Genomic DNA, 25,364 nt, shown 5'->3' on the forward strand with positions numbered 1-25,364 from the left:
CGCTATTCTATGACACGGTCGATCACGACCTCCACGGGTTCTCCTTCAACGTCGCCCACCGGCACGCCCTCCAGGTCGCCATACATGTCGCCGGTCTCGGGGGTGGCACCACCGCTCTTGGTCACACGGACCAGCAGGCGCACCTCGCTGGCCTGGGACAGGCTGGCGGCATCGGACATGGCGTGGCGGTCGTCGAGCACCAGGGTCGCCGGCAGGTCGCCGAGGGTCACCCGGGCCACCGCCAGCGGCGGCAGCTCGCCCTCCATGTCGCGAGCCACGATGAACACGCGGGTGTCGTCATCGAGCAGGCCCTGGAGTTCCTCGGCCAGGCTGACGCTGACCAGTACCCCGGGCCCCTGGGCGATCGCCCCCTGCTCATCGGGGGCCACACCGAGGCGCTGCTGGGCGATCTGAATGCCCTCGCGCAGGGCCCGGGAGGAGCTGGAGTCGGACATGCCGGCGATGGCCCGCCGCCAGTGGTCGATGGCCTGCTCGTAGTCGCCCCGGTCGAAGGCGTGAACGCCCAGCATGCCGAAGATGGTGGGTTCACGGGAGTCGCGTTCGAGGGTCTCGTCGATCAGCGCCTGCACTTCGTCGGTGAGGGTGCGATCGGCCATGAAGAACTTGAGCTGGGCCTTCTGTGCCAACAGCGAGGGCACCCGCCCCTCGATGGCGATCAGGTTCTCCAGCGCATTCAGTGCCGCCTCACCCTGGCCCGAATCGCGGTAGAGCGGGTAGAGCGAGGCCCATACGTTGGGGTTGCCCGGCTGGCGCTGAGCCTGCTGCTCGAGGCGCTCCACCAGGGCCGGCAGCGACTCGCTCTGGCGGAAGTCGTTGAACAGGGCCAGGTCGCCCTCGGCGCCCTGCTGCTGGTACCAGAGCACGGCGCCGACCACCACCGCCAAGGCCACGATGGGCACCACGATGCGGCCGGCGGCCGGCGACTGCAGCGGCCGGCGGGTCTGCCCCTCGGTATCCTCGAGCAGGCTGCGGTCGAGATCGAGGCGATCGGTGGCAAAGCGCTCCTGATCGATGTCGCCACGCTCCAGCGCCGCCTCCAGCGACGCCAGGCGGCGCTGGTAGATCGCCACGTTCTGCTCGGCGGACTTGTCGTTGACCTCGAAGTCGCGCTGGGCGTCGTGCACCAGGCGCGCCCGACGCAGTGGGGCCACCAGCAGCCACAGGGCGGGAAGCAGCAGGATGGCAAAGGCAAGCCATAACAGGGTCATTCGGACCTCCCGCGGTTGATCAGGGCCTCGAGGCGGGCACGCTCTTCGGCACTCAGTTCACGGGCGGAGGCGTTGCGCCGCGCGCGCACCACCAGCGCAACCAGCACGCCGCCGGCCAGCACCAGCCCCGCCGGCAGCCCCCAGAGCATGAAGGTGCGGCCTTCCAGGCGCGGGTTGTAGAGCACGTAGTCGCCGAAGCGCTGCGCCATGAAGTCGCGGATCTCCATGTCGGAACGGCCGTCCTGAAGCAGCATGTAGACACGGTCGCGCATGTCGCCGGATACCGGCGCATTGGAGTCGTTGATGGCCTGGTTCTCGCAGGTCGGGCAGCGCAGCGAGGCCGTCAGGCTGCGATAGCGCTGCTCGAGCACCGGGTCGTCGAATTCACGCACTTCGATGGCGCCTGCCTGCACGGTACCCGCCACCAGCATCATCAGGATGCCAACGAGGGCCAATCGAATCACTGCCATTTCTGCACCTCCGGCAGGATGTGTTCACGTACGTCACTGGCCGAGATATAGCCGGTGTGGTGGTAGCGGATAATGCCCTCGGAGTCGACCAGGAAGGTTTCCGGCGCACCGTAGACACCCAGCTCGAAGGCCAGCTCGCCGTCGGGATCGAAGATGTTGACCTCGAAGGGGTTGCCGAAGTCGCTCAGGAAGCCGAGTCCCTTCTCGCGGGTATCCTTGTAGCTGATACCCACCAAGCGGATGCCGCGCTCGGCCAGGTCGAGCAGCTGCGGCATCTCGCGCTTGCATTCCGGGCACCACTCGCCCCAGACGTTGACCAGGGTGATCTCGCCGTTGGCCAGCAGCGAACGGTCGACGCGACGCTCGGGGTCTTCCAGCGTGGCCATGTCGAACTCCGGGAAGTCGCGCGCCATCAGCGCCGAATCGCGATGGAAGGGATTCAGCGAGAGCCCCTGGTACAGGAATACCGCCAGCGCCAGGAAGCCGATCAGCGGCAGCAGCAACAACAGGCGACGGGTCATGCGGTCGCCTCCCGCGGCTTGCTTTCCGCTGCGGCGGCTTCTTCCGGGTCCGGCGCGGTGGCCAGGCGCCGATAGCGCTTGTCGACCACGGCCAGCACGCCGCCGGCGGCCATCAACAGGGCGCCGAGCCACAGCCAGCGCACGAAGGGCTTGTACTGCACGCGCATGGCCCAGCTGTTGTCGCCGAGGTCCTCACCCATGGCGACATAGAGGTCGCGGAACAGGCCGGGGCGCAATGCCACCTGGGTCATGGGCATGCCGCGGGCGATGTACAGGCGCTTCTCCGGAGTCATGGTGAAACTGCGACGGCTGCCGTCGCGCTGCACCTCGATCACCGCGCGATCGGCCAGGAAGTTGGCGCCACGACGGCTGGTCAGCTCGGTCATGGTGAAGCTGTAGCCCGCCACGCTGACGCTGTCGCCGACGCTCATGCGCACGTTGCGCTCGATGTTGTAGTTCGAGACCACGGCCACGCCGACGATGGTTACCGCCACGCCCAGGTGGCCGAGCTGCATGCCCCAGTAGGCCAGCGACAGCTTCTTGAGCCCCGCGCCCAGCGAGCTGGCGTTGCGGGTCTTGTCGAAGAGATCGCGAAACATCGGCAACACGATCCACAGCGCGGCGATCAGGCCGATGGCCACCGGCGCACTCCAGCGCTCGGCGAAGATCAGCGGCAGCGCCATGCCCAGCACCAGCGCGACGGCGGCGGCAATCCACAGGCGCCGGACCAGCAGCTTGCTGCTGGTGTCCTTCCAGCGCGCCACCGGCCCCAGGCCCATGAAGATGCACATGATCAGCGTCAGCGGCACGAACAGGGCGTTGAAGTAGGGCGGGCCCACGCTGATCTTGCCCAGGTCGAGGGCATCCAGCAGCAGCGGATAGACGGTGCCCATCAAGACGGTGACGGTCAGGATCACCAGCATGATGTTGTTGACCAGCAGCAGGGCGTCGCGGGACAGCCAGCCGAAGCTCACCTTGTGGCTGACGCGCGGCGCACGCAGGGCGAAGACCAGCAGCGACAGGCCCACGGTGATACCCAGCAGCATCAGGATGAAGAAGCCGCGGGACGGGTCGTTGGCGAAGGCGTGCACCGAGGTCAGCACGCCGGAACGCACCAGGAAGGTGCCCAGCAGCGACAGCGAGAAGGTGGTGATCGCCAGCAGCAGGGTCCAGCTCTTGAACGAGCCGCGCTTCTCGGTCACCGCCAGCGAGTGCATCAGTGCGGTGCCGGTCAGCCAGGGCAGCAGCGAGGCGTTCTCGACCGGGTCCCAGAACCACCAGCCGCCCCAGCCCAGCTCGTAGTAGGCCCACCAGCTGCCCAGCGCGATGCCGATGGTCAGGAAAGCCCAGGCCAGGTTGGTCCAGGGCCGTGCCCAGCGCGCCCAGGCGGCATCGAGACGACCGCCGATCAACGCAGCGATGGCGAAGGCGAAGACCACCGAGAAGCCCACGTAGCCCATGTAGAGCATGGGCGGGTGCAGGATCAGACCGATGTCCTGCAGCAGCGGGTTGAGGTCGGCGCCGTCCTGCGGCACGTTGGGCAGGATTCGCTCGAAGGGATTGGAGGTGACCAGGATGAACAGCAGGAAGCCGACGCTCACCATACCCAGCACGCTCATGACCCGGGATACCATGTCGCGCGGCAGTTCGCGCGAGTAGCGCACGGCGAAGTAGCCCCAGCCCGCCAGCATCAGGCTCCACAACAGCACCGAGCCTTCGTGATTGCCCCATACGGCGCTGAACTTGTAGTACCAGGGCAGCATGGAGTTGGAGTTGTTGGCCACGTTGACGACGCTGAAATCATCCAGCATGTAGCTGGCCGTGAGCACCGCATAGGCGATGGCGACGAACAGGAACTGGCCGGCCGCCATGGGCCGGGCATAGGCCATCCACAGCGGCCGGCGCAGGGTGGCACCGGCCAGCGGAACCACCGCCTGCACTACCGCGAACAGCAGGGCAATGACGAGGGCGAAGTGGCCGATTTCGGGAATCATCTGAATCTGCATGGAAGCTCCGGCTCAGTACTGGCTCTCGCCTTCTTTTTCCTCGCGTGCTTCGACACGCTCGGCCACTCTGGCGGCCTTGACCTGGAAGTCGGCGGGTGAGTAGCCGGCCGCTTCCAGCGCGTCGGCAACTTCGGGCGGCATGTAGTTCTCGTCGTGACGTGCCAGCACCTGGTCGGCCTTGATCCAGCCATCGCGCTGCAACTGGCCGACCACCACCACGCCCTGCCCTTCGCGGAACAGGTCGGGCAGGATGCCGCTGTAGTGGACGCGTACGTCCTCCACGTAATCGGTCACGGTGAATTCGACGTCGAGACTGTCAGGATTACGGGACACACTGCCCTCCTTGACCATGCCGCCGGCCCGCAGCTGGCGCTCGAAGGGCGCGTCGCCGGCAACGATCTGGATCGGGCTGAAGAACAGATTGATGTTGGCCCGCAGCGCATAGAGCGTCAGCCCCACGGCGATTGCCGCGAGTGACACCAGGCCCAGGACCATGAACAGCTTCTGTTTGCGTTTAGGCGTCATTGGTGCTTCCACCCCTGCTAGTTTGAATCGATTGCGCTCCGGCCTGGCGGGCTTCGCGGCGCACGCGACGCTGTAGCTGGCGCAGTAGCTGGCGGCGCTCGGCGCGGGCATGCAAGACGATGCCCAGCAGCAGTGCCAGGGTCAGGCCCCAGGCCGACCAGACATAGGGGGCATGCCCGCCCATGGCGACAAAATCCTGGAAGGTATCGAAAGCCATCAATCCACCTCCTCGGCCAGCTCACGCACCCAGCGCTTGTTGGCTTCGCGGCGCAGGATCTCGCTGCGTGTGCGCATCAGGGTCAGGGCGATGAAGAAGCTGTAGAAACCCAGCACCATGATCAGCAGCGGCAGCCACATCTCCGCCGGCATGGCGGCACGGCCGGTGACGGTGAAGGTGGCGGGCTGATGCAGCGTGTACCACCAGTCCACCGAGTACTTGATGATCGGGATGTTGATCACGCCGACCATGGCCAGCACCGAGGCGGCGCGGGAGGCGCTGTCGCGGCTGGCGAAGGCGCCGCGCAAGGCGATGACGCCGAGGTAGAGGAACAGCAGGATCAGCATCGAGGTGAGGCGCGCGTCCCACATCCACCAGGTGCCCCAGGTGGGCACGCCCCACACCGCGCCGGAGAACAGCGCAATGAAGGTCATGGCGGCACCCAGCGGCGCCATGACGGCCGCCGCCATGTCGGCGATCTTGATCTTCCACACCATGAAGACCAGGCCCGTCACCGCCAGGGAAACGAAGATCGACTGGGCCAGGAAGGCCGCCGGCACATGGACGTAAATGATGCGGAAGCTATTGCCCTGCTGGTAGTCGGCCGGGGCGAAGGCCAACCCCCAGATGGTGCCGGTCACGATAAGAATCAGCGCTACCGCCCAGAACCAGGGCTGGAGCCTGGCGCTGATGGCGTAGAACCACTTGGGGGAACGCAACTTGTTAATGAAGGCCCACATGCCTCGTCAACCTCTCAACCGTTGATGCTGATGCGCAGCGATGCCGCGATCGCCAGGGGCGCAAAGATCAGCGCCAGCGCCAGCAGCGCACCGAGAATCGCCAGATGCGCCAGTACGCCATCGCCGAAGATGGCTGCCTGGACGGCCCCGGCACCGAAGATCAGCACCGGGATGTAAAGGGGAAGCACCAGCAGCGACAGCAGTACGCCGCCTCGCGAGAGCCCCACCGTCAGCGCCGCTCCGATGGCACCAATCAGGCTGAGACTGGCACTGCCCAGTGCCAGTGAAATGGCCAACACCAGATAACTGCCCGCCGGCAGCGCCAGCATGATCCCGAGCACGGGCGCCATCAGCGCCAGCGGCAGGCCGGTCAGCAGCCAGTGCACGGCCACCTTGGCCAGGGCCAGCAACGCCAGCGGCTGGGGTGTCAGCAACAGTTGTTCCAGCGAGCCGTCGTCGTAATCGGCCCGGAACAGGCTATCCAGCGACAGCAGGGCCGCCAGCAGCGCCGCCACCCACAACAGGCCGGGAGCGATGGCTGCCAGCAGCGCCGGATCGGGAGAAATGCCGATCGGGAACAGGGTAATGACGATGGCGAAGAACACCAGGGGGTTCAGCACTTCGCTGCGACGCCGCAGCAGCAATACCAGGTCCCGCTTCAGCGTTGCCCACACTGCGACAGCAAGGCCGCCGCGAGGTTCCTCGCGAACCACCGCAACCTCCTCGATCAGTGCGCCATCAGATACCGGCATCGTCCCCTCCCCCGCCAAGGCGGACGCGGCGCAGCTCGGCGCAGGGCGTCAGTTCGTGGTGGGTAGTGACCAGCACGCAGCCGCCACGGCGAGCGTGCTCGACCAGGCGCCGTTCCAGCGCCGCGACGCCATCGCGGTCGATGGCGGTGAAAGGTTCGTCCAGTACCCATAATGGACGCGGCGTGAGCGTGAGCCTTGCCAGCGCCACGCGACGCTGCTGCCCGGCGGAGAGCTGCCCGGCCGGCACGTCCTCGAAACCGACCAGGCCGACCTCCTCCAGCGCCTTGAAGCGTGCCGCCTCGCCGCCCGGCTGACCGGCCAGCGCCTGGTACCAGGCGAGATTCTCCAGCGGCGTGAGTGCAGCTTTCACGCCTGGCGCATGGCCCATGTAGAGCAGGTTCGCGAGGAACGACTCACGGGCCTCGCGCATCGGCTGCTCATTCCAGAACAATTCGCCCTCGTAGTCGGCCAGTTGGCCCGAGAGGATCTTCAGCAGAGTGGTCTTGCCACTGCCGTTGGGGCCCTCCACACGGACGATCTCGCCCGCTTGAATATCCAGGTCCAAACCCCGGAACAGCCAGCGGTCATCACGTTCGCAGGCCAGGCTTTGCGCTTGCAGACGCAGGCTCAACGGCACTCTCCAGGAAAGGGTCAATTCGACGGAAATGCTACACTGAATGGCCTTGAGCCGCTAGCGATCCGGGTGCGTCACGGCGCCACCCTTGCCTCAGGTCAAGGCAAAGATATATCAGCAAAACTTGCCACTCGTCGACCGCTTGGTATGATGCAAGATACCTGTACATTTCAACAGGGTCGCAAAGAGGGGGAACGCCAATGCCAACGCCTTCCATGCAGTACCTGTACCGACGCCCGAACCTGCCCATCGCCACCTCCTGGGCCAGTGTCGAGGCCACCGACCTCACCGAGGTGCCTCTCCTAGGGGATGTCTCGGCGGGCCTGCCCATCGAAGCCTGCCCCAGCGGCGGCAGCGTCCGCGCCCCCGCCTGCATGGTTCGCCGCAACACCTACGCCCTGCGCGTGCGCGGCGACTCGATGATCGACTGCAACATCTTCGACGGCGACGTGATCATCATCGAGCGCCAGGAGAGCGCGGAGAACGGCGAAACCGCCGTGGTGCTGATCAACCAGCAGGAAGTCACGCTGAAGAAACTCTACATCGAGAAGAGCGGCGTTCGCCTGCAGCCGGCCAACGAGAACATGGCGCCCATCTACCTCAAGAACAGCGACATCCAGGTGCTCGGCATGGTGATGGGCGTGGTGCGCCAGCAGGAGCAGCACGAGATGACCCACTGATGCGCTACCCGGTGCCCGACCTGCCGCTCGGCAGTTGGCGGGAGAGCGTCACCGAAGTGGAAAAGAGCCGCTTCATCACCTGGCTCTGCCATGCGCCCGACGTGGCGGCCTTCGAGTCCCTGCTGGCCGAAGCCCGCCGCGTTCACCCCACTGCCAGCCACCACTGCAGTGCCTTCATCGCCGGCCCGCCCGGCGAGCAGAACGCCATCGGCTTCTCCGACGACGGTGAACCCGGCGGTACCGCGGGACGTCCCATGTTCCAGGTGCTGGAAGGCGCCGGCCTGGGCCAGGTAGGCTGCGTGGTGACACGCTATTTCGGCGGCACCAAGCTCGGCACCGGCGGCCTGGCCCGCGCCTACGCCCAGGCCGTGGCCAAAGCGCTCGACGGCCTGCCCCGGCGGGAAGTGATCGAACGCAGCACGCTCAGGCTCAAGGTCGGCTTCGCCGGAGAAGCCGAAGCGCGCGCCTGGCTGGAAAGCCGCGATGTACCGGTCGAGGCGGCCGACTATGCCAGCGATGGCGTCCTGCTCAGCGTCGGCTGGCCCAGTGATGTCGAAGTGGACCTGACACCGCTGGAGGCCCGGCTACGTGGCAACCTGACTCTGCTCGGCACCCCCTGACAGGTTCAGAACAGAGGTTCAGAAGAGACTCCCGATGACTTTCGACCCCCATTACTATCCCAGCCCCTCGCGACGCATGGCAACATTCGGCAGCCGCGGCATGGTCGCTACCTCGCAGGCCCTCGGGGCGCAGGTCGGCATACAGATCCTGCAACAGGGCGGTAACGCCGTGGATGCGGCGATCGCCACCGCCGCCGCGCTCACGGTGGTGGAACCCACGTCCAATGGCCTGGGCGGCGACGCCTTCGCCATCGTCTGGGTCAACGGCGAGCTGCATGGCTTGAACGCCAGCGGCCCGGCACCCCGGGCGGCGACCATCGAGGCGGTCAAGGCGCTGGGCCACGAGCGCATTCCCGAGCATGGCCTGCTGCCGGTCACCGTGCCGGGCGCGCCCGCCGCCTGGGCGGCACTCTCCGAGCGCTTCGGCAAGCTACCCTTCGCCGAGCTGTTGGCACCGGCCATCGCATTGGCGGAAGAGGGCTTTCCGGTCTCGCCTATCGTCAACCAGATGTGGGAAGAGGCTTACCAGAGCTATCGCCGGCATGACGATGCCGCGTTCAAGCCCTGGTTCGACACCTTCGCCCCCGATGGCCGTGCGCCGCGGCCCGGCGAGTGCTGGGCGGCACCCGACCACGCCCGCACGCTGCGCGCCATCGCCGACACCCACGGCTGGGCGTTCTACGAAGGCGAGCTGGCCGAGCGCATCGATGCTTTCTTCCGCGAGCATGGCGGCCTGCTGCGCCGCGAGGATCTCGCGGCCTACCAGCCCGAGTGGGTCGATCCGATCAGCACTCGCTATCGCGGCCACGACATCTGGGAGATCCCACCCAACGGCAGCGGGCTGATCGCCCTGCAGGCGCTGGGCATCCTGGAGCGCCTGGGCGAGGAGGGACGCGATCCGGTGGAGACCCTGCATCGACGCATCGAAGCCACCAAGCTGGGCTATGTCGATGGCCAGCGCTATATCACCGAGCGTGACTGCATGGGCCCCAGCGTGGAGCAGCTGCTGGCCGACGACTATCTCGAGGCCCGTGCCGGATTGATCGGCGAACGGGCACTCGATCCCCAACATGGCAACCCGATCCGCGGCGGCACCGTCTACCTGGCGACTGCCGATGGCGAAGGCAACATGGTGTCGTTCATCCAGAGCAACTACAAAGGCTTCGGCTCGGGCATCGTGGTGCCGGGCACCGGCATCAGCCTGCAGAACCGCGGCTGGTCGTTCTCGCTCGACCCCGGCCACGCCAACGCCCTGGCCCCGGGCAAGCGCCCCTATCACACCATCATTCCCGGCTTCATCACCCGCGATGGCGAAGCGCTGGGCCCCTTCGGCGTGATGGGCGGCTACATGCAGCCGCAGGGACACGTTCAGGTGGTCGCCGCCATGCTCGACGACCACCTCAACCCCCAGGCCGCACTCGACATGCCGCGCTGGAAGTGGACCCAGGGGCGAACCGTCGAAGTGGAACCGCACTTCCCCGATCACCTGGCCCAGGCGCTGGCGCGGCGCGGGCATCATATCGTCAAGGCGGCCGACCCGATCAGCTTCGGCCGCGGCCAGATCATCCTGCGCGACAGCGCCACCGGCGTACTGTGCGGCGGTACCGAGCCGCGTACCGACGGCGCGGTACTGCCCTGGTAGCAAACCCAAGGGGCGCCATGCCAAGCATGGCGCCTTCGCTCGTTTCGCCCGCCTCTCATCACTCGCCTCTCCCGAGTCATTCGCGCTGAAGCCTGGCCACTGGTATACCGGAACCTTGGGCTTGAAGCTCTCTCTCCTCTCGCCCCCTCCAGCCCTACATTTCCATGACAAAGTTCCGAAACCCTTGCCATTCCGGGCTTCCATCGCTTTTCCAATCGCCTGACCACAGCACCTCCGACAAAATTTGACCCAGGTCAGAAAAAGCCTTGACAGGCCAAGCGAAGGGAATTTACGCTGCCTATATGGCTTTTGGTATACCATGAGCCATCCAGAAGACACCGGCCTACCCAGGCCCATGACGCAAACAACCATGCTCGAACAACAAGGGCGCTGACTACCGACAGGCAGCGCACGGCACAACCAGGAGTCCTCCCCCATGGCACAGTTGATGAACCGCGACGAATTCCGTACCGCCCTGGAAGAAGCCATCAAGGGCAAGAGCGCCAACAAGGCCCCGTTCAGCGTGGCCTGGGCCAGCGGCAAGCTTTCCCGCGACCACCTCGCCCGCTGGGCCGAGAACCACTACCACTATGTGGGGCCGTTCGCCGACTACCTGGCCTACATCTACGCCAACACCCCGGAGACCTACACCGAGGCCAAGGACTTCCTGCTGCAGAACATGTACGAGGAAGAGCTGGGTGGCGATCGTCACACCGACCTGCTGATCCGCTTCGCCGAGGCCTGTGGCACCACCCGCGAGCGCGTCGAGAACCCCGACAACATGTCGCCCACCACTCGCGGCCTGCAGAGCTGGTGCTATGCCGTGGCCATGCGTGAGCACCCGGTGGTCGCCGTGGCGGCGCTGGTGGTTGGCCTGGAGTCCCAGGTGCCGTCGATCTACCGCAAGCAGACCCCGACCCTGCGCGAGAAGTACGGCTTCACCGACGAGGAAGTCGAGTTCTTCGATCTGCACATCGTCTCCGACGAAATCCACGGCGAGCGTGGCTACCAGATCGTGCTGGAGCATGCCGACACCGTCGAGCTGCAGCAGCGCTGCCTGAAGATCTGCGAGATCGGCGCCCAGATGCGCCTGCTCTATACCACCGCGCTGTACTACGACTACGTCGCCGGCGACCTGCCCCTCACCGAGCTCGACATGGCCGCCTGATCCAGGCCCGGCCCCGTCAGGTCATCTGCCGGGTGATACCGGCAGATGACCCGGCACGAGCACGCGCGGAGCCGGTCCAGCATTGACAGACAGCAACGACAGCCAGCGACGACAAAGAGGTAAGCGTCTTGGATAACGCAACCCAGTTTCTCAACTACATCGACGGCCAGTGGGTCGCGGGCACTTCGGGGGAGACCTTCGAAAACCGCAATCCCGCCGACCAGGACGACCTGCTAGGGCGGTTCCAAGCCTCGACGGTGGAAGACGCCCGCCAGGCCATCAGCGCGGCCGACCGCGCCTTCGCCGCCTGGCGCGAGACCCCCATCTCGCAGCGTGCCAAGATCCTCAATCGCGCCGCCGACTACCTGATGGAGAACGTCGAGCGGTTCGCCGAGGAGCTGACCCGCGAGGAAGGCAAGCTGCTCGCCAACAGCCGCGACGAAGTGGCCCGCTCGGCCCAGACCTTGCGCTTCTACGCAGTGGAAGGCCAGACCATCACCGGCGAGACCTTCCCCCAGGACGACGCCAGGATGATGGTCTATACCCAGCGCGAACCGCTGGGCGTGGCCACCGTCATCACGCCGTGGAACTTTCCGATCTCGATTCCGGCACGCAAGATCGCTCCGGCACTGATCACCGGCAACACCGTGGTATTCAAGCCCTCGTCGGATGCCCCGCTGATCGGCTACCGCCTGGCCGAAGCCCTGCATCACGCCGGCGTTCCGGCCGGCGTCTTCAACTTCATTACCGGCGCCGCCTCGGCCATCGGCGAGGAGCTCACCGCCAATCCGGGCGTCAAGGCGATCTCCTTCACCGGCTCCACTGCCGCCGGCGAGCGCATTCACCGCGCCGCGGCCATGGCCACCCGCACCCAGATGGAGCTCGGCGGCAAGAACCCGCTGATCGTACTGGAAGACGCCGATATCGACACCGCAGTGGACCTGACCGTCAAAGGCGGCTTTTCTCTGACCGGCCAGGCCTGCACCGGCACCAGCCGAGTGCTGATTGCCCGCTGCCGCAAGGAGGAATACCTCACACGGCTGGTGGAGAAGGTCAAGACGCTGAAGATCGGCAACGGCATGAGCGAAGGCACCCAGATCGGCCCGCTGGCCACCCGCCAGCAGCTCGATACCGTGCTCGGCTATATCCAGGCCGGCAAACAGGAAGCGACCCATGTGTACGGCGGCGAGCACCTCACCGAGGGCGACTACGCCAAGGGCTTCTATGTGACACCGGCGATCTTCAGCGACGTGACCCAGCAGATGCGCATCGCCCGCGAGGAAATCTTCGGCCCGGTGGTCGCGGTGATCGAGGTGGACGGCTACGAGGATGCCATCGCCAAGGCCAACGATACGCCCTACGGCCTCGCTGCGGCCTTGGTGACCAACGACATCGGCTACATCCAGCGCTTCCCGCTCGATATCCAGGCCGGCACGGTGAAGGTCAACCGCACCACCACGGGCAACCTGGTCAACGCCCCCTTCGGCGGGCTGAAACAGTCGAGTACCTCCACGTTCCGCGAGTCGGGACGCGCCGGACTGGACTTCTTCACCCAGACCAAGACCGTCTACCTCGGCCGCTGAGCGCGGCATCTACAACGACAACCCTGACGAGAAGGTGACCCTCATGAAACAGGTTTTTCGACTGGAACTGGAAGAAGCCAAGCTGATGGTGGAAGCCGCCAAGCAGCGCTCCGAGGAGATCGGCGTGCTGGAGACCATCTGCGTGGTCGATGACGGCGGCTACCCCCTGGCACTCGAGCGCATGAACGGCGCCCGCGTCACCGGCCCGCAGATTGCCTGGAACAAGGCCTTCACCGCCGCCGGCCACAAGCGTTCGACCCACCTGTTCAACACCGCCCCCAACGGCCCCGCCCTGCCCGGCAACGAGGCCTTCGGCATTCAGTGGAGCTTCGAGGGCAAGTTCGCCGTGTTCGTCGGCGGCTTCCCGATCGTGGTCGACGGCGAGGTGATCGGCGGGGTTGGCCTGAGCGGCGGCAACGGCGAGCAGGACACCCAGGCCGGGCTGGCGGCCCTGCAAGCGCTGCAGGATCACCTGCGCGAGTCCGGCCACGAGGTGGTGGTCGAGGCCGACATCAAGAAGTAAGCCAGGCCGAAACTGCGGATCGGCATGTGGCCTGCGCCCATGCCGATACCCTGACGACCGGCCAAGCACCGACACCCGGCGACAACGACAAGACCCTGCCTTGGCACGGGTGAGCTCCAGGAGGCTGCCATGAGCTATCGTATTACTCTCTCCGACACGTCAGAAAGCTTCGAAGCCCAAGCGGGAGAACCGCTGCTCGAGGCCGCTGAACGCGCGGGCTTCCCCCTCGCCCACGACTGCCGCTTCGGTGGCTGCGGCGCCTGCCGCGTCAAGTTGCTGGAAGGCACGGTCGACTACGAGGAGTTCCCCTTCGGCCTGACAGAGGAGGAGGCCGAGGAGGGCTACGCGCTGGCCTGCCAGGCATGCGCCCAGAGCGACCTGACCATCAGCGCCAAGCTGCTGCCGGCGGGCTACATACCGGCCGACTTCCATGTCGCCACCATCGAACGGCTGGAGAAGCTCAGCCACGACGTGACCCACCTGGTGCTGCGCATCCCCACCGCAAGCGAAGTGGTCTTTCACCCGGGCCAGTACCTCAACGTGATGCTGGACGATGGCAGTCCACGCAGCTTCTCGATGGCTTCGCCGCCCAACGGCGAGCTGTTCGACTTCCATATCCGCCGCGTACCCGGCGGCCATTTCACCGGCCGACTCGAGACCCACTACCAGCCTGGCGACACCCTCGACGTGGAGCTTCCCCACGGCACCTTCCGGCACGATGCCGAAAGCCCCCGTGAGCTGCTGATGGTAGCCGGCGGCACCGGACTGGCGCCGATCAAGAGCATCGTCGAGTCGCTCAAGGACGACCCCAGCCGTCCGGGCATCGCGCTCTACTGGGGCGTGCGTCGCGCGGAAGATCTCTATCTCGACGAACAGCTGCGCCAATGGGCACGCACGCTGCCCAACTTCCGCTACGTACCCGTGCTGTCGGAAGCCGACCCCGAGTGGGGCGGCCGGCGCGGCTTCGTCCACGAGGCCGTGTGCCAGGACTTCGACGACCTGAGCGCCTTCGATGCCTATCTGTGCGGCCCGCCGCCGATGATCGCCGCTGCCAAGACGAGCTTTTCCCAGCGCGGCCTCGACGTCGAGCGCATCTTTGCCGACAGCTTCAATTTCACCCATGAGCTCGAAGGCAGCGTGGCCTGACGCATCATCGGATTCAGCGAGGTAATCGACATGCCGGACATCACTTTCATCACCAACGACGGCAAGGTGGTCAGCGCGCCCGAGGACTCCAACCTGCTGCGCGTGTCGCTGCGCGAGAAGGGTGGCATCCCGTTCAAGTGCGGCGGCGGCCTGTGCGGCACCTGCAAGTGCCTGGTCGAAGAGGGCCGCGAGAACACCGATGCCGTGAAGAAGAAGGAAGAGAAGCTGCTCTCTGCCGAGGAACTCGCGCAGGGCTACCGGCTGGCCTGCCAGACCTTCCTCAAGGGCGACGTCAAGGTCTCCTGGGAGGAGGCGCCCAAGGGCGGTGCAGGCGCACGCCAGGTCAGACCCAAGGCGGAGGCGTGAGGCAAGCGATGACAGACAGGCATATGACCCGAGTTGGACTCATCGGCTACGGTACGGCGGGCAGGGATGTCGCCGAGGCCATCCTCGGCGGCCAGGCGGGAGACGCCCGCCTGGCCGGCGTATTGGTACGCGATGCCGGCAAGTACGACGACGTTTCGCTGGAAGGCTGCACGATCACCGATGACGAAGAGGCCTTCTTCGCCTGCCACCCCGATGTGATAGTCGAAACGGCAGGTCACGAGGCGGTGATACGCTACGCCGAGAGGTCACTGGCCAACGGCAGCGACTTGATGGTGGTATCGGTCGGCGCCTTCTGCGACCCGGCACTCTACGACCGGGTCATGGCCAGCGCCAGCCGACACGGCAAACGAGTGCTGGTGCCCTCGGCAGCGATCGCCGGACTCGACCGCATCGCTGCCGCCGCCCAGGGCCCGCTGGAACGGGTCACGCTGACCACTCGCAAGCCGGTGAAAGCCTGGCGCGGCACCTTTGCCGAGGAGGTGGTCGACCTCGACCGGGTAACCCAACCAACGACGATCTTCGAAGGCAACGCCCGCGAGTCGTCCCGCGCGTTTCCCGAGAGCGTCAACGTCTCGGCGGCGCTGAGCCTGGCCGGCGTGGGCTTCGAGGCCACCGAGGTGCGCGTGCTGGTCGACCCCACCATCGACAAGAACGTGCATGAGGTTTCCGCCAAGGGGCTGTTCGGCGAGGTGCGCATCGAGGTACAGAACACGCCTTCACCGAGCAACCCCAAGACCGGCTACATCGTTGCCATGAGCGTGGCCCGGGCGCTGAAGAACCTCACATCGCCGCTGGTCATCGGCTAGCAGCTGTCGGCCAATGACGGTCACAACGAAGCCGGGCGCTCGCAATGCGGCGCCCGGCTCGTTTCGTCCTGCCTTGCGTCTTTTCCGTCAGACCTGCGATCGGCTCATGTAGGCCTTGCGCGACTTCTCGAGGTGGATGCGGGTAAAGCTCTCGGCCAGGTCCTCCTCGCCGCCACGGATAGCGCCGAGGATGTCCTGGTGCTCGCGCAACGCTTCCTTGGTGCGCCCCGGCAGGGCGGCGCTGAGATTGGAGAAGGCGCGCACGTAATCCTTGAGGTCAACCAGCATCTCGTGGAGCTTGGGATTGCCGGAGGCCCGGCCGATCAGGTCGTTGTACTTGACGTTGAGTTCCACCTCATCACCGCCACCGTCCTGCAGGGCTTCATCCATTTCGGCCATGAGCTGGTCGATCTCGGCGGCGATCTCGTCATTGACCTTCTGTGCGGCCAGACGCGCCGCCAGCGACTCCAATGAGGCCAGGATCATGAAGACCTCGAGAATCTCCGCCTGGGTGATCTCGTTGACCACCACGCCCTTGCGCGGCACGGTACGCACGAAGCGCTGGGTCTCCAGGCGGAACAGCGCCTCGCGAATGGGGGTACGGCTGATGTTGAGCTTCTCGGCCAGCACCCGCTCGACCAGGCGGTCGCCGGCCTTGTACTCACCGCGCAGGATGGCGTCCTTGAGGTAGGCGTATACCTTGTCACGGATCGGAGAGAGGTCTTCCTGGGTCCAGGTCTCTGCCATTCGGGCTACCTTCGGCTGTCTCGAGGCTAGGGAGAGGAACCGGCATCTTAGCATATCGAGGCAGCGCAACGGTATCTGGTACACGAAGGGCCAGAAGCAGGCAGACACGGCCCGTGCCGAGGGGCACGGGGGTCACGACGGATTCACTGGCAAGCCTCAGTGCAGCGGCGCCTTCACCAGGCGTGCGTCGATGCTGCCAAAGGTCACCAGTTGCTCGAGTTCGGCTCGCGCCGCTTCGACCGTGTCGAAGCGTTCGAAGAACTTCAGCGGCACGCTGTTGGTCTTGCCGCCCTCGCCGGTCTCGACGATGCTGACCCGGCCCTGGTCGCCGCTGACCTCGGCAATGGTGAAATCGGCCTTCTTCCTGCCGTAGAAGAAGTACTCGTAGGATTCGACGGGGGCGATACCCTGCCCCGGCCTGGCATCGTATTCGCCCAGCTTGCTTGTCAGGATGATGTACATATCAGTGCTCTCTTGTTGCGGTTCGGCCACCTGCTCGTTTCTCGTTAGTGGCCCTTCAGGTAGCAAGCTCTCTCTCACCCGGCTCAGCCTGGGCTTGGGCAGGTTCGGCCAGTAGCGGGCGCAGCGCCGCCGACAGCTCCTCGAGCGCCTCCTCGACGATGGCCTTGCCGATCGCATGGCTCGCCTGGGTGGCATCGCCGATGCAGCCGTTGCGGGTCATCTCCTCGTAGTAGTAGAAGCCCTGGAGGGGGTTGCCCGGGCGCATCCCCTCCCAGCGCCCACCATGGGCGATATCGCCTTTTTCGAGCCGTTCCGGGCGCACCAGGTGGGGGGCCAGGTAGTACGCCTCGGAGACTTCGCGCTCGCAGCTGTGACCGAACAGGGTCGAGGAAATGTGTTCCTTCATGGCCTTCTTGGCGGAGGCCGTGGTCTTGGCGTAGTAGCACTCCACGCCCAGTTCCTGGGCGAAGCTGGCGCAGGCCAGGCCCAACGTGGCCTGATTGCCGCCGTGGCTATTGAGGAACAGCACCTTGCCGATCCCATGGCGCTGCAGCGAGACGACCATGTCACGCAGCACGGCCAGCAGGGTTTCGGGACGCAGGCTGATGGTGCCGGGAAAGTTCAGGTGATGGGGAGAGACCCCCATGTTGACCGTGGGAGTCACCAGGACCTGCGGATGCAGCGCAGCGGCAAGGCGCTTGGCCATCTCGGTGGCCAGTACCGCATCGCAGCTCTCGTTCATGTGCGGCCCATGCTGCTCGTGGGCGCCGACCGGCACGATGGCCATCCTGACGCTCTTCAGCGCGTCTTCGACCTCTGGCCAGGTCATCTCCGTCAGCACGTAGCTTTTCGTCTGACTTTCCATCCGACTTTCCATCTGACTTTCCATCTGACTTTCCATCCCGCTCTCCTCCGGCGCCTGCACGATCGAGTCTCGACGACAGGCAGCGTGTTGTCATCAGGGCAAGGCGCTGTCGTATTTGGTATACCATAAACCAACACTAGCCGAATCCCACCACCCTGTAAAGACCCGCTGGACTCTTCCTGCTGTGCCGACAGCCGGGAGTGCCGACGCTTCCGGGCGACGCCTAGCGGCAGCTGCGCATGGCCACTTCACTGGAAAGGGTAATGTGCTCCTCGATCAGCGCCCGGGCACGACGCGCATCGCGGGCCAGTGCCAGATCCACCAGTTCCTGGTGCTGGGAGTCGAGCTGGTGGCGCAACTCCAGGGCGCGCGGCGCCACTCGCCGGTAGCGGTCGAACTGGTCGTGAAGCTGGGAGATGAAGCGCAGCAGCCAGGCCGAGCCACAGGGGGCCACCAGGGCATTGTGGAAGCGCGAATGCAGCTGCTCCCACTCCACCACCGGCGTGTGGTCACCGGCGCGCGCCAGCCGGTGGTTAGCCGCGAGCAGTTGGGACTCCCACTCTTCGTCGCCGTGGCGGATGGCCAGCTCGAGCGCCATCCCCTCGAGCTGTCGGCGCATCTCGGTGATGTCGCCAAGCTCCTCGAGCGATAGCTCCAACACCCGGAAGCCACGCTGATTCTCCTGGTGCAGCAGGCCATAGGCTGCCAGGCGGTTGAGTGCCTCGCGCAGCGGGCTCAGGCCCACCTCATAGGTGTCGCGCAACAAGGTAATCGATAACCGCTCGCCTGCACGGTAGCGGCCATTGAGCAGATCCTGGCGCAGCGTTTCGTAGATCCTGCTCGCGGCAGTCGCGCTGCCCTGCTTGAGGATTTCGTTCATGGCGTGACTCCATTCGCTTTTTGGAATTTGGTATACCGGTCTTGACGAATCGCTCCCGCGCAACCTAATCTAGGCCAAATAATCGATTATTTCTATAAAAAATACAAACAAGACCTTTACATGATGTTGTTTTTGAAGAAATAACCATTGGTTTTCAGACAAGGACACCCATTGACATGACGCCATCGCCACAGGGAAAGCTGTTCTTCTCCTTCCTCCGAATCGGGTTGCTCGGGTTCGGCGGAGGCCCGTCGATGATCCCTTTGGTACACCAGGAAGTGGTCAAGCGTCACGCCTGGATGAGCGATGAGGAGTTCGCCGACGTGCTGGCCATCGCCAATACGCTGCCGGGCCCCATTGCCACCAAGATGCCTGGCTACATCGGCTTTCGCGTCGGCGGCACGCTCGGCTGCATCAACGCCGTGCTCGCGGTGATCCTGCCAATGATCATTGCCATGATCCTGCTGCTCGGCCTGTTCAGCCGCTATCGCGAGGTGAGCTGGATCCATGGCATGGGGCAGGGCGTAGTGCCGGTGGTCATGGTGATGATGGCCCAGCTCACCTGGGACTTCATGAACAAGTCGCGCCTGGCACTGGGCTGGGCGGTGAGCCTGCTCATGGCCGGTGTCGCGGGCGGGTTGATCTACGGGCTCGGCATTCACCCCGGCCTGGTAATAGGTGCGCTGCTGGTCGCGGCCATGCTGCCGCCGCTGGCAAAAGGCAAGACGACCGAGGAGGCCGCCCGATGATCTACGCTCAGCTCTTCCTCGCCTTCTTCATTCCCAACATCGTCGGCTACGGTGGTGGCCCGGCCATCATCCCGCTGATCGAGGCGGAGGTGGTAGGCCGCTACGGCTGGATGAGTGCCCAGGAATTCGCCGAGGTGCTGGGCTTGGGCAATGCATTGCCAAGCCCGATCGCCACCAAGATGGCCGGCTACGTCGGTTATGAAGTGGCTGGCGTCGGCGGTGCCATCGTGGCCGTTCTCGCCACCGTCGTGCCCACCCTGCTGCTGATGCTGGGCGCCCTGGGACTGCTCTACCGCCATCGCGACTCGCCCCGGGTCAAGCGCATGAGCCAATGGGTGCGCCCCGTCATCGCCATCATGATGGCCGGCCTGGTAGTGAGCTTCTTCTCCGAAGCCCTGGCCGGAGCCGGGCTCGTTCACTCCCTGCTGATCGCGGCAGCGGCGGCGATCGCCCTGCTTCACTTCAAGGCGCACCCTGCCCTCGTGGTTGCCGGCGCGCTGGTCTATGGAGGCTTGCTGCTGGGCTAGCAGCCGGCCACCGGTTCTTCACGGATAGCCACCTTTTCAATGGGAGAATGCCATGCAACGACCCCCGCCCTGACGCAGCTCATGCGCGAAAGACGCCAGCACCGCTTTCGTGACATGCAAGGCAAACGCAACCGTGGCAATGCAGCAACCGACAACGACAAGTACTCGATGAGCCGCCCGATGACCTCGGCGCCGCCATCGCCAAGCCTGACGACACGACAAGGTGCAACATGGAACAACTCGAACAGGTACAACTCACCGCGTCGCACTGGGTCTTCCTTCTGGTGATCCTGGCGATCTTCGTTTCCATCGGCTTCCGCAAGGGAGTCATCATCCCTTCCATTGCCGGTATCTTCATGCTGGGCCTATTGGCCGAAGCGCCTCACGATGGCGGCCTCAACCAGCTGATCTTCGCCGTGCAGGTGGTCTTCCGCGCCCTGCTCAATGCCGGCACCGAACTCTTCGACATCATGCTGGTCATCGCGCTGATGGTCGCCATGCTGAAGTCGTTGCAGCACCAAGGAGCCGACCGCATGATGGTGGCACCGATGAAGAAGCTGATGATCGGCCCCTGGACCGCCTTCTTCGTCGTCGGCATCACCATGTATATTGCCGCCGCCTTCTTCTGGCCGACACCGGCCGTGGCCCTGGTCGGCACTGTCCTGATCCCCGTCGCCATGCAGGTAGGCCTGCCGGCCATCGGTGCCGCCATGGCGGTCAACCTGTTCGGTCATGGCATGGCGCTGTCCGCCGACCCGGTGATCCAGGGAGCCAGCCGCCTCACCGCCGGTGCCGCAGGTATCGAGACCACCACACTGGTACCCTACACCCTGCTGTTCTCCTTCGTCGTGGGCGTCGTAGCGATCACCATCGCCTGCCTGCACCTGCGCCGCGACATGCGCTCCGGCGTACTGGAGGCACCCAAGAACGACGAGGTCTTCGCGCCGCGCTCGGCGGGAGCCGCCGCCGTCCAGGCCGATACCGTAAAGGAGTCGAGCGAACCGCAAGCCGGACCCTACGCACGCCTCTTTGCCATCGCCGTGCCGGCGATCCTGCTCGGCATCGCGGGGCTGATGATCTATCGCGCCCTGTTCATGCCCGACCAGGCGATTCGCGGCGGCGGTGCCACGGCGCTGCTGGGCGGCACGGCCACCGTACTGCTGGTGCTCTCCTCGTTCGCTTCCCACGGCCATCACGCCCTGGATGGCATCAGCACCTATACCCGTGAAGGCTTCTTCTTCGCCATCAAGATCTTCGCCCCGATCATCCCGATCGCCGGCTTCTTCTTCCTCGGCCACCCCGAGCACTCCTCGCAGGTCATCGGCGCCAGTGCCGCCGGCTACCTGTTCGACATCGGCCACAACATCGGCCACTACATCGATGGCAACGTCTTCCTGCTGACCTTCGGCATGGCCTTCATCGGCCTGCTCTCCGGCATGGACGGCTCCGGCTTCTCCGGCCTGCCGCTGGTGGGCTCGCTATCCGGTGCACTGGGCACCGGTGCCGGTGTCGACGTACATGTGCTGGCCGCCCTGGGTCAGGTAGCGGCCATCTTCGCCGGCGGCGGCACGCTCGCAGCGTGGGCCTTCGGCGTGGCGGCCGATGCCGGTATCGCCGGCGTCAGCCCCTCGGCTTTGGTCCGGCGCAACTTCGTGCCGGTGATCTCCGGTATCGTCGTGGCATCGGTGCTCGCCATCCTGCTGCTCTGACGCCACGCGCGGGCCGCGCCACCCCAGCGCATCGATGCCGGGGTGGCGCATTTCCAGCCGTACGATGCACTCGAAAGGTTGACGACATCGTATTCATGGCACATGGTATACCATACGCCATGAGCGACGCACTCAACGTCGCGTTACCTCCAAGGCCCGTCCCGACGACAACGAACCAGGTGAATGCCATGCCCCTGATCAAGATCCACAAGAATGGCGAGATCTTCGAAGGCGAAGTCCAGCCCAACACCAACCTGGTGGTGCGCGCTGGAATCCGCCAGTTCCCCTATCCACACCTCAGCTACGGTTGCGGCATGGGCAAGTGCGCCAAGTGCATGTGCAAGGTGGTCAAGGGTGGCGAAGCGCTGCCCGAGCCCAACTGGAAGGAAAAGAAGATGCTCGGCACACGTCTCGAGCAGGGCTATCGACTTGCCTGCCAGCTATGGGTCGAGGAGGATCTCGAGCTGGTCCAAGACACGCCTGCCGCCACCAGCAGCCAGCGCCGCGCCGGTAGCGTCACTACTTCCTAGTCCTTCTTTCAGGACATCGGGAACGCGAAGAGCCCGCCAGCTTGGCTGACGGGCTCTTCGTTCGCGCTTTCGATCAGCCCAGGTACTTGATCATCACCCCTGCAGCCACCGCCGAGCCGATCACACCGGCCACGTTGGGCCCCATGGCGTGCATCAACAGGAAGTTGTGCGGATTGGCCTCGAGCCCCACCTTGTTGGAGACCCGCGCGGCCATGGGCACCGCCGAGACGCCGGCCGAGCCGATCAACGGGTTGATCGGCATGCGGCTCACCAGGTTCATCAGCTTGGCCATCAGCACGCCGGCCGCGGTACCGATGGCGAAGGCCACCATGCCCAGCCCCATGATGCCCAGCGTTTCCACTGCCAGGAAGCTTTCGGCCATCAGCTTCGACCCCACGGCGAGGCCGAGCACGATGGTGACGATGTTGATCAGGGCGTTCTGGGCGGTATCGGTCAGCCGCTCCACCACGCCGCACTCACGCATCAGGTTGCCGAAGCAGAACATGCCCAGCAGCGGTGCCGCATCGGGCAGGAACAGCGCGACCAGCATCAACAGCAGCAGCGGAAAGACGATTTTCTCCAGCTTGGAGACCGGCCGCAGTTGGGTCATGGCGATCTCACGCTCGCGACGCGTGGTGAGCAGCTTCATGATCGGCGGCTGGATCATCGGCACCAGCGCCATGTAGGCATAGGCGGCCACGGCGATGGCCCCCAGCAGCTCCGGTGCCAGCACGCTCGAGACATAGATCGAGGTCGGGCCGTCGGCGCCGCCGATGATGCCGATGGCAGCGGCCTGCTGCAGCGAGAAATCCATCCAGCCCAGCGACGACAACCCCACCGCACCGAACAGGGTGGCGAAGATGCCGAACTGCGCCGCCGCCCCCAGGAACAGGGTACGCGGGTTGGCCAGCAGCGGGCCGAAATCGGTCATCGCCCCCACGCCCATGAAGATCAGCAGCGGTGCGATGCCCGAGGCCACGGCAACGGAGTAGAAGACATAGAGCATGCCGTCGCTGTAACCGACGTTGACCGCCACGTCGTGGGCGGCACGCAGCTGATCGGGTGACGCGCCGTTGTCGACTATTGCCTTGAGCGTACCCCGCCACGCCTCTACACCGGCCAACGGATCAAGCGTCGCGCCGAGCGCCATTGCCATTTGCTGCAGCACCGCCGGACGCGCCACCTCGATGGCCTGATCCAGCGCCGAGATAGCAAGCCCCGCCTCGGGAATGTTGGACAGTATCCCGCTGAAGCCGATCGGCACCAGCAGCAGCGGCTCGAATTTCTTGTGGATGGCGAGGTAGAGCAGCACCAGCCCCACGGCAATCATGACCGCTTGGCCCAGCGTCAGGTTGTAGAGGCCGGAACCCTCCCACAGGGTCAATAGCTTTTCCATGGTATTGGCCCTTAGAGCACGATCAGGGTGTCGCCGACGGTGACGCTGTCGCCCTCACCGACCTTGACCTCGGAAACGGTGCCGGCGCTGGCGGAGCGCACTTCGGTTTCCATCTTCATGGCCTCGAGGATGATGACTACGTCACCCTCCTTGACCGCATCGCCCGGGCGCACGTTGACCTTGAAGATGTTGCCGGCCAGCGGTGCGGTGATCGCCTCGCCGGAGGAAGCCGGCGCGCTCTCGACGGGCTGGGCAGCCGGCTGCTCCGATACAGCACCGATCTCGCCGCCCTCGGCGACCTCGACCACGTACTGCTTGCCGTTGACCTTGACGGTATATGTCTCGGGACCGGCAGGCGCACTGGCCTGAGCCGGCACCTTGCCCTCGGCCCCACCCTTCTGGGAAGCGACCGGCAGGTTGGCGCGAGCCGCTTCCTGGCCCGGCGCCTGGGGAGCCGGCTCGAAGGCATCGGGGTTGTCGCGGTTCTTGAGGAACTTGAGCCCAATCTGCGGGAACAGCGCGTAGGTCAGCACATCGTCGATCTCGCGCTCGCCCTCGGCCAGGCGGATGCCGTCAGCCTTGGCCTTTCCCCGAAGCTCGGCGGCGAGACGCTCCATCTCGTCCTCGAGCAGGTCAGCGGGACGGCAGGTAATCGGCTGGCCACCCTCGAGCACACGGCCCTGCAGTTCCTTGTTGAACGGTGCCGGCGCGGCGCCGTACTCGCCTTTGAGCAGCGCCTGGACCTCCTTGGAGATCGACTTGTAGCGTTCGCCCATCATCACGTTCATCACCGCTTGGGTGCCGACGATCTGGGAGGTGGGCGTGACCAGCGGGATGAAGCCCAGGTCCTCGCGTACGCGCGGAATCTCGGCCAGCACGTCGTCGAGCTTGTCGCCGGCGCCCTGCTCCTTGAGCTGGCCTTCCATGTTGGTGAGCATGCCCCCCGGCACCTGGGCCACCAGGATGCGCGAGTCGATGCCCTTCAACGAGCCCTCGAAGGCGGCGTACTTCTTGCGCACCTCACGGAAGTAGCCGGCGATGTCCTCGAGCAGTTCGAGATCGAGGTTGGTGTCACGATCGGTGCCCTTGAGGATGGCCACGACCGATTCGGTGGGGCTGTGACCGTAAGTCATCGACATCGAGGAAATCGCCGTGTCGACGTTGTCGATGCCCGCCTCGACCGCCTTGAGGATGCTCGCGGTGGACATGCCGGTGGTGGCATGACACTGCATGTGGATCGGAATCGATAGCGCCTTCTTCAGCCGCGTGACCAGCTCATAGGCGTCATAAGGCGCGAGCAGGCCGGCCATGTCCTTGATCGCCAGGGAGTCGGCGCCCATGTCGGCGATGGTCTCGGCCAGCTCCACCCAGCTATCCAGGGTATGTACCGGACTCACGGTATAGGAGATGGTGCCCTGGGCGTGGCCACCCACCTTGCGCACGGCCTGGATGGCCCGCTCCAGGTTGCGCGGGTCGTTCATGGCGTCGAATACGCGGAACACGTCGACGCCGTTGGTCTTGGCACGCTCGACGAACCTGTCGACCACGTCGTCGGCATAGTGGCGGTAGCCGAGCAGGTTCTGGCCGCGCAGCAACATCTGCTGCGGCGTGTTGGGCATGGCTTCCTTCAACGCCCGTATCCGCTCCCACGGATCTTCGCCGAGGTAGCGGATACAGGCGTCGAAGGTGGCACCGCCCCAGGATTCCAGCGACCAGAAGCCAACGCGATCGAGCTTCTCGGCGATCGGCAGCATGTCGTCGAGCCGCATGCGGGTGGCGAACAGCGACTGGTGGGCGTCGCGCAGTACGACATCGGTGATGCCCAGCGGGCGCTTGATCTCACTCATGAA

28 protein-coding genes are annotated in these 25,364 nt (G+C 65.3%); 13 read left to right on the plus strand and 15 right to left on the minus strand.

All coding sequences use genetic code 11. The features are described from left to right. Positions 1-2 precede the first annotated feature (2 nt). From ccmI to ccmA, 9 genes are read right to left on the minus strand one after another with little or no spacing between them, the layout of a single operon-like run. Positions 3-1,229, minus strand: coding sequence for a c-type cytochrome biogenesis protein CcmI (gene ccmI, locus ACUY1T_RS06955; protein ID WP_446021296.1), 1,227 nt, complete (start codon positions 1,227-1,229; stop codon positions 3-5). Further along, positions 1,226-1,699: a cytochrome c-type biogenesis protein gene (locus ACUY1T_RS06960; RefSeq protein WP_446021298.1), complete on the minus strand. Its 474-nt coding sequence runs from the start codon at positions 1,697-1,699 to the stop codon at positions 1,226-1,228. Before ACUY1T_RS06960 ends, ccmI begins: the two co-directional genes overlap by 4 nt. Beyond that, on the minus strand, positions 1,690-2,220 hold the full coding sequence (locus ACUY1T_RS06965) for a DsbE family thiol:disulfide interchange protein (protein ID WP_446021300.1): 531 nt from the start codon (positions 2,218-2,220) through the stop codon (positions 1,690-1,692). Before ACUY1T_RS06965 ends, ACUY1T_RS06960 begins: the two co-directional genes overlap by 10 nt. Beyond that, positions 2,217-4,226, minus strand: a complete 2,010-nt coding sequence (locus ACUY1T_RS06970; RefSeq protein WP_446021302.1) for a heme lyase CcmF/NrfE family subunit — start codon at positions 4,224-4,226, stop codon at positions 2,217-2,219. The genes ACUY1T_RS06965 and ACUY1T_RS06970 overlap by 4 nt, the downstream gene beginning before the upstream one ends. A gap of 12 nt (positions 4,227-4,238) precedes the next feature. Beyond that, positions 4,239-4,751, minus strand: coding sequence for a cytochrome c maturation protein CcmE (gene ccmE, locus ACUY1T_RS06975; RefSeq protein WP_446021304.1), 513 nt, complete (start codon positions 4,749-4,751; stop codon positions 4,239-4,241). Next, positions 4,741-4,968, minus strand: coding sequence for a heme exporter protein CcmD (gene ccmD / locus ACUY1T_RS06980; protein WP_446021306.1), 228 nt, complete (start codon positions 4,966-4,968; stop codon positions 4,741-4,743). The genes ccmE and ccmD overlap by 11 nt, the downstream gene beginning before the upstream one ends. Continuing rightward, positions 4,968-5,708 (minus strand): heme ABC transporter permease, encoded by a 741-nt coding sequence (locus ACUY1T_RS06985; protein ID WP_446021308.1) that lies wholly within the window; start codon positions 5,706-5,708, stop codon positions 4,968-4,970. Before ACUY1T_RS06985 ends, ccmD begins: the two co-directional genes overlap by 1 nt. Positions 5,709-5,722: 14 nt before the next feature. Further along, entirely contained in the window at positions 5,723-6,460 is a 738-nt protein-coding gene (gene ccmB / locus ACUY1T_RS06990; RefSeq protein ID WP_446021310.1) for a heme exporter protein CcmB, read from the minus strand. Next, positions 6,447-7,091, minus strand: coding sequence for a cytochrome c biogenesis heme-transporting ATPase CcmA (gene ccmA / locus ACUY1T_RS06995; RefSeq protein ID WP_446021312.1), 645 nt, complete (start codon positions 7,089-7,091; stop codon positions 6,447-6,449). The genes ccmB and ccmA overlap by 14 nt, the downstream gene beginning before the upstream one ends. Before the next feature lie 203 nt (positions 7,092-7,294). Between ccmA and ACUY1T_RS07000 the strand changes: the two genes are divergently transcribed. The 9 genes from ACUY1T_RS07000 (at position 7,295) to nadX (ending at position 15,649) form a co-directional block, all read left to right on the plus strand. Next, entirely contained in the window at positions 7,295-7,774 is a 480-nt protein-coding gene (locus ACUY1T_RS07000; protein ID WP_446021313.1) for a LexA family protein, read from the plus strand. Next, positions 7,774-8,394, plus strand: coding sequence for an IMPACT family protein (locus ACUY1T_RS07005; protein WP_446021315.1), 621 nt, complete (start codon positions 7,774-7,776; stop codon positions 8,392-8,394). The genes ACUY1T_RS07000 and ACUY1T_RS07005 overlap by 1 nt, the downstream gene beginning before the upstream one ends. A 34-nt stretch (positions 8,395-8,428) precedes the next feature. Beyond that, positions 8,429-10,036 carry a gamma-glutamyltransferase family protein gene (locus ACUY1T_RS07010; RefSeq protein WP_446021317.1) on the plus strand — a complete coding sequence of 536 codons (1,608 nt, stop codon included), beginning with the start codon at positions 8,429-8,431 and terminating at the stop codon, positions 10,034-10,036. Between the two features lie 436 nt (positions 10,037-10,472). Next, entirely contained in the window at positions 10,473-11,204 is a 732-nt protein-coding gene (locus tag ACUY1T_RS07015) for a TenA family transcriptional regulator (protein ID WP_446021319.1), read from the plus strand. A 128-nt stretch (positions 11,205-11,332) separates the two neighbouring features. Next, on the plus strand, positions 11,333-12,787 hold the full coding sequence (locus tag ACUY1T_RS07020) for an aldehyde dehydrogenase family protein (RefSeq protein WP_446021321.1): 1,455 nt from the start codon (positions 11,333-11,335) through the stop codon (positions 12,785-12,787). A gap of 43 nt (positions 12,788-12,830) precedes the next feature. After that, on the plus strand, positions 12,831-13,310 hold the full coding sequence (locus ACUY1T_RS07025; RefSeq protein ID WP_446021323.1) for a GlcG/HbpS family heme-binding protein: 480 nt from the start codon (positions 12,831-12,833) through the stop codon (positions 13,308-13,310). Positions 13,311-13,439: 129 nt separating this feature from the next. Then, the gene (locus ACUY1T_RS07030) at positions 13,440-14,456 is read left to right on the plus strand and encodes a 2Fe-2S iron-sulfur cluster-binding protein (RefSeq protein ID WP_446021325.1); all 1,017 of its coding nucleotides are present in this window, start codon (positions 13,440-13,442) and stop codon (positions 14,454-14,456) included. Between the two features lie 30 nt (positions 14,457-14,486). Then, positions 14,487-14,822 carry a 2Fe-2S iron-sulfur cluster-binding protein gene (locus ACUY1T_RS07035; protein WP_446021327.1) on the plus strand — a complete coding sequence of 112 codons (336 nt, stop codon included), beginning with the start codon at positions 14,487-14,489 and terminating at the stop codon, positions 14,820-14,822. Between the two features lie 23 nt (positions 14,823-14,845). Continuing rightward, on the plus strand, positions 14,846-15,649 hold the full coding sequence (nadX, locus tag ACUY1T_RS07040) for an aspartate dehydrogenase (protein ID WP_446021328.1): 804 nt from the start codon (positions 14,846-14,848) through the stop codon (positions 15,647-15,649). A gap of 87 nt (positions 15,650-15,736) precedes the next feature. Here the strand turns inward: nadX and ACUY1T_RS07045 are convergent, their stop codons facing one another. The 4 genes from ACUY1T_RS07045 to ACUY1T_RS07060 form a co-directional block, all read right to left on the minus strand. Beyond that, positions 15,737-16,396: a GntR family transcriptional regulator gene (locus tag ACUY1T_RS07045; protein WP_446021330.1), complete on the minus strand. Its 660-nt coding sequence runs from the start codon at positions 16,394-16,396 to the stop codon at positions 15,737-15,739. Positions 16,397-16,552: 156 nt separating this feature from the next. Beyond that, positions 16,553-16,858, minus strand: coding sequence for a hypothetical protein (locus ACUY1T_RS07050; protein WP_446021332.1), 306 nt, complete (start codon positions 16,856-16,858; stop codon positions 16,553-16,555). A gap of 55 nt (positions 16,859-16,913) precedes the next feature. Then, a complete protein-coding gene (locus ACUY1T_RS07055) occupies positions 16,914-17,723 on the minus strand; it encodes a creatininase family protein (RefSeq protein WP_446021333.1) in 810 nt (269 codons plus the stop codon). 223 nt (positions 17,724-17,946) lie between these two features. After that, positions 17,947-18,603 (minus strand): GntR family transcriptional regulator, encoded by a 657-nt coding sequence (locus ACUY1T_RS07060; protein ID WP_446021335.1) that lies wholly within the window; start codon positions 18,601-18,603, stop codon positions 17,947-17,949. A 176-nt stretch (positions 18,604-18,779) separates the two neighbouring features. Here ACUY1T_RS07060 and ACUY1T_RS07065 point away from each other — a divergent pair, with 176 nt between their 5' ends. From ACUY1T_RS07065 to ACUY1T_RS07080, 4 genes are all read left to right on the plus strand, one after another. Further along, positions 18,780-19,352, plus strand: a complete 573-nt coding sequence (locus tag ACUY1T_RS07065) for a chromate transporter (RefSeq protein ID WP_446021337.1) — start codon at positions 18,780-18,782, stop codon at positions 19,350-19,352. Then, entirely contained in the window at positions 19,349-19,879 is a 531-nt protein-coding gene (locus ACUY1T_RS07070; protein ID WP_446021339.1) for a chromate transporter, read from the plus strand. The genes ACUY1T_RS07065 and ACUY1T_RS07070 overlap by 4 nt, the downstream gene beginning before the upstream one ends. A 230-nt stretch (positions 19,880-20,109) precedes the next feature. Beyond that, entirely contained in the window at positions 20,110-21,588 is a 1,479-nt protein-coding gene (locus ACUY1T_RS07075; protein WP_446021341.1) for a hypothetical protein, read from the plus strand. A gap of 188 nt (positions 21,589-21,776) precedes the next feature. Beyond that, positions 21,777-22,118, plus strand: a complete 342-nt coding sequence (locus ACUY1T_RS07080) for a 2Fe-2S iron-sulfur cluster-binding protein (RefSeq protein ID WP_446021343.1) — start codon at positions 21,777-21,779, stop codon at positions 22,116-22,118. A 73-nt stretch (positions 22,119-22,191) separates the two neighbouring features. On the opposite strand, the gene ACUY1T_RS07085 is transcribed toward ACUY1T_RS07080, so the two are convergent. Together ACUY1T_RS07085 and oadA are read right to left on the minus strand one after the other, a co-directional pair. Beyond that, positions 22,192-23,514 carry a sodium ion-translocating decarboxylase subunit beta gene (locus tag ACUY1T_RS07085; protein ID WP_446021345.1) on the minus strand — a complete coding sequence of 441 codons (1,323 nt, stop codon included), beginning with the start codon at positions 23,512-23,514 and terminating at the stop codon, positions 22,192-22,194. 11 nt (positions 23,515-23,525) lie between these two features. Then, positions 23,526-25,361 carry a sodium-extruding oxaloacetate decarboxylase subunit alpha gene (gene oadA, locus ACUY1T_RS07090; protein ID WP_446021347.1) on the minus strand — a complete coding sequence of 612 codons (1,836 nt, stop codon included), beginning with the start codon at positions 25,359-25,361 and terminating at the stop codon, positions 23,526-23,528. Positions 25,362-25,364 lie beyond the last annotated feature (3 nt).

It is taken from the genome of Billgrantia sp. Q4P2 (genome assembly GCF_052806135.1).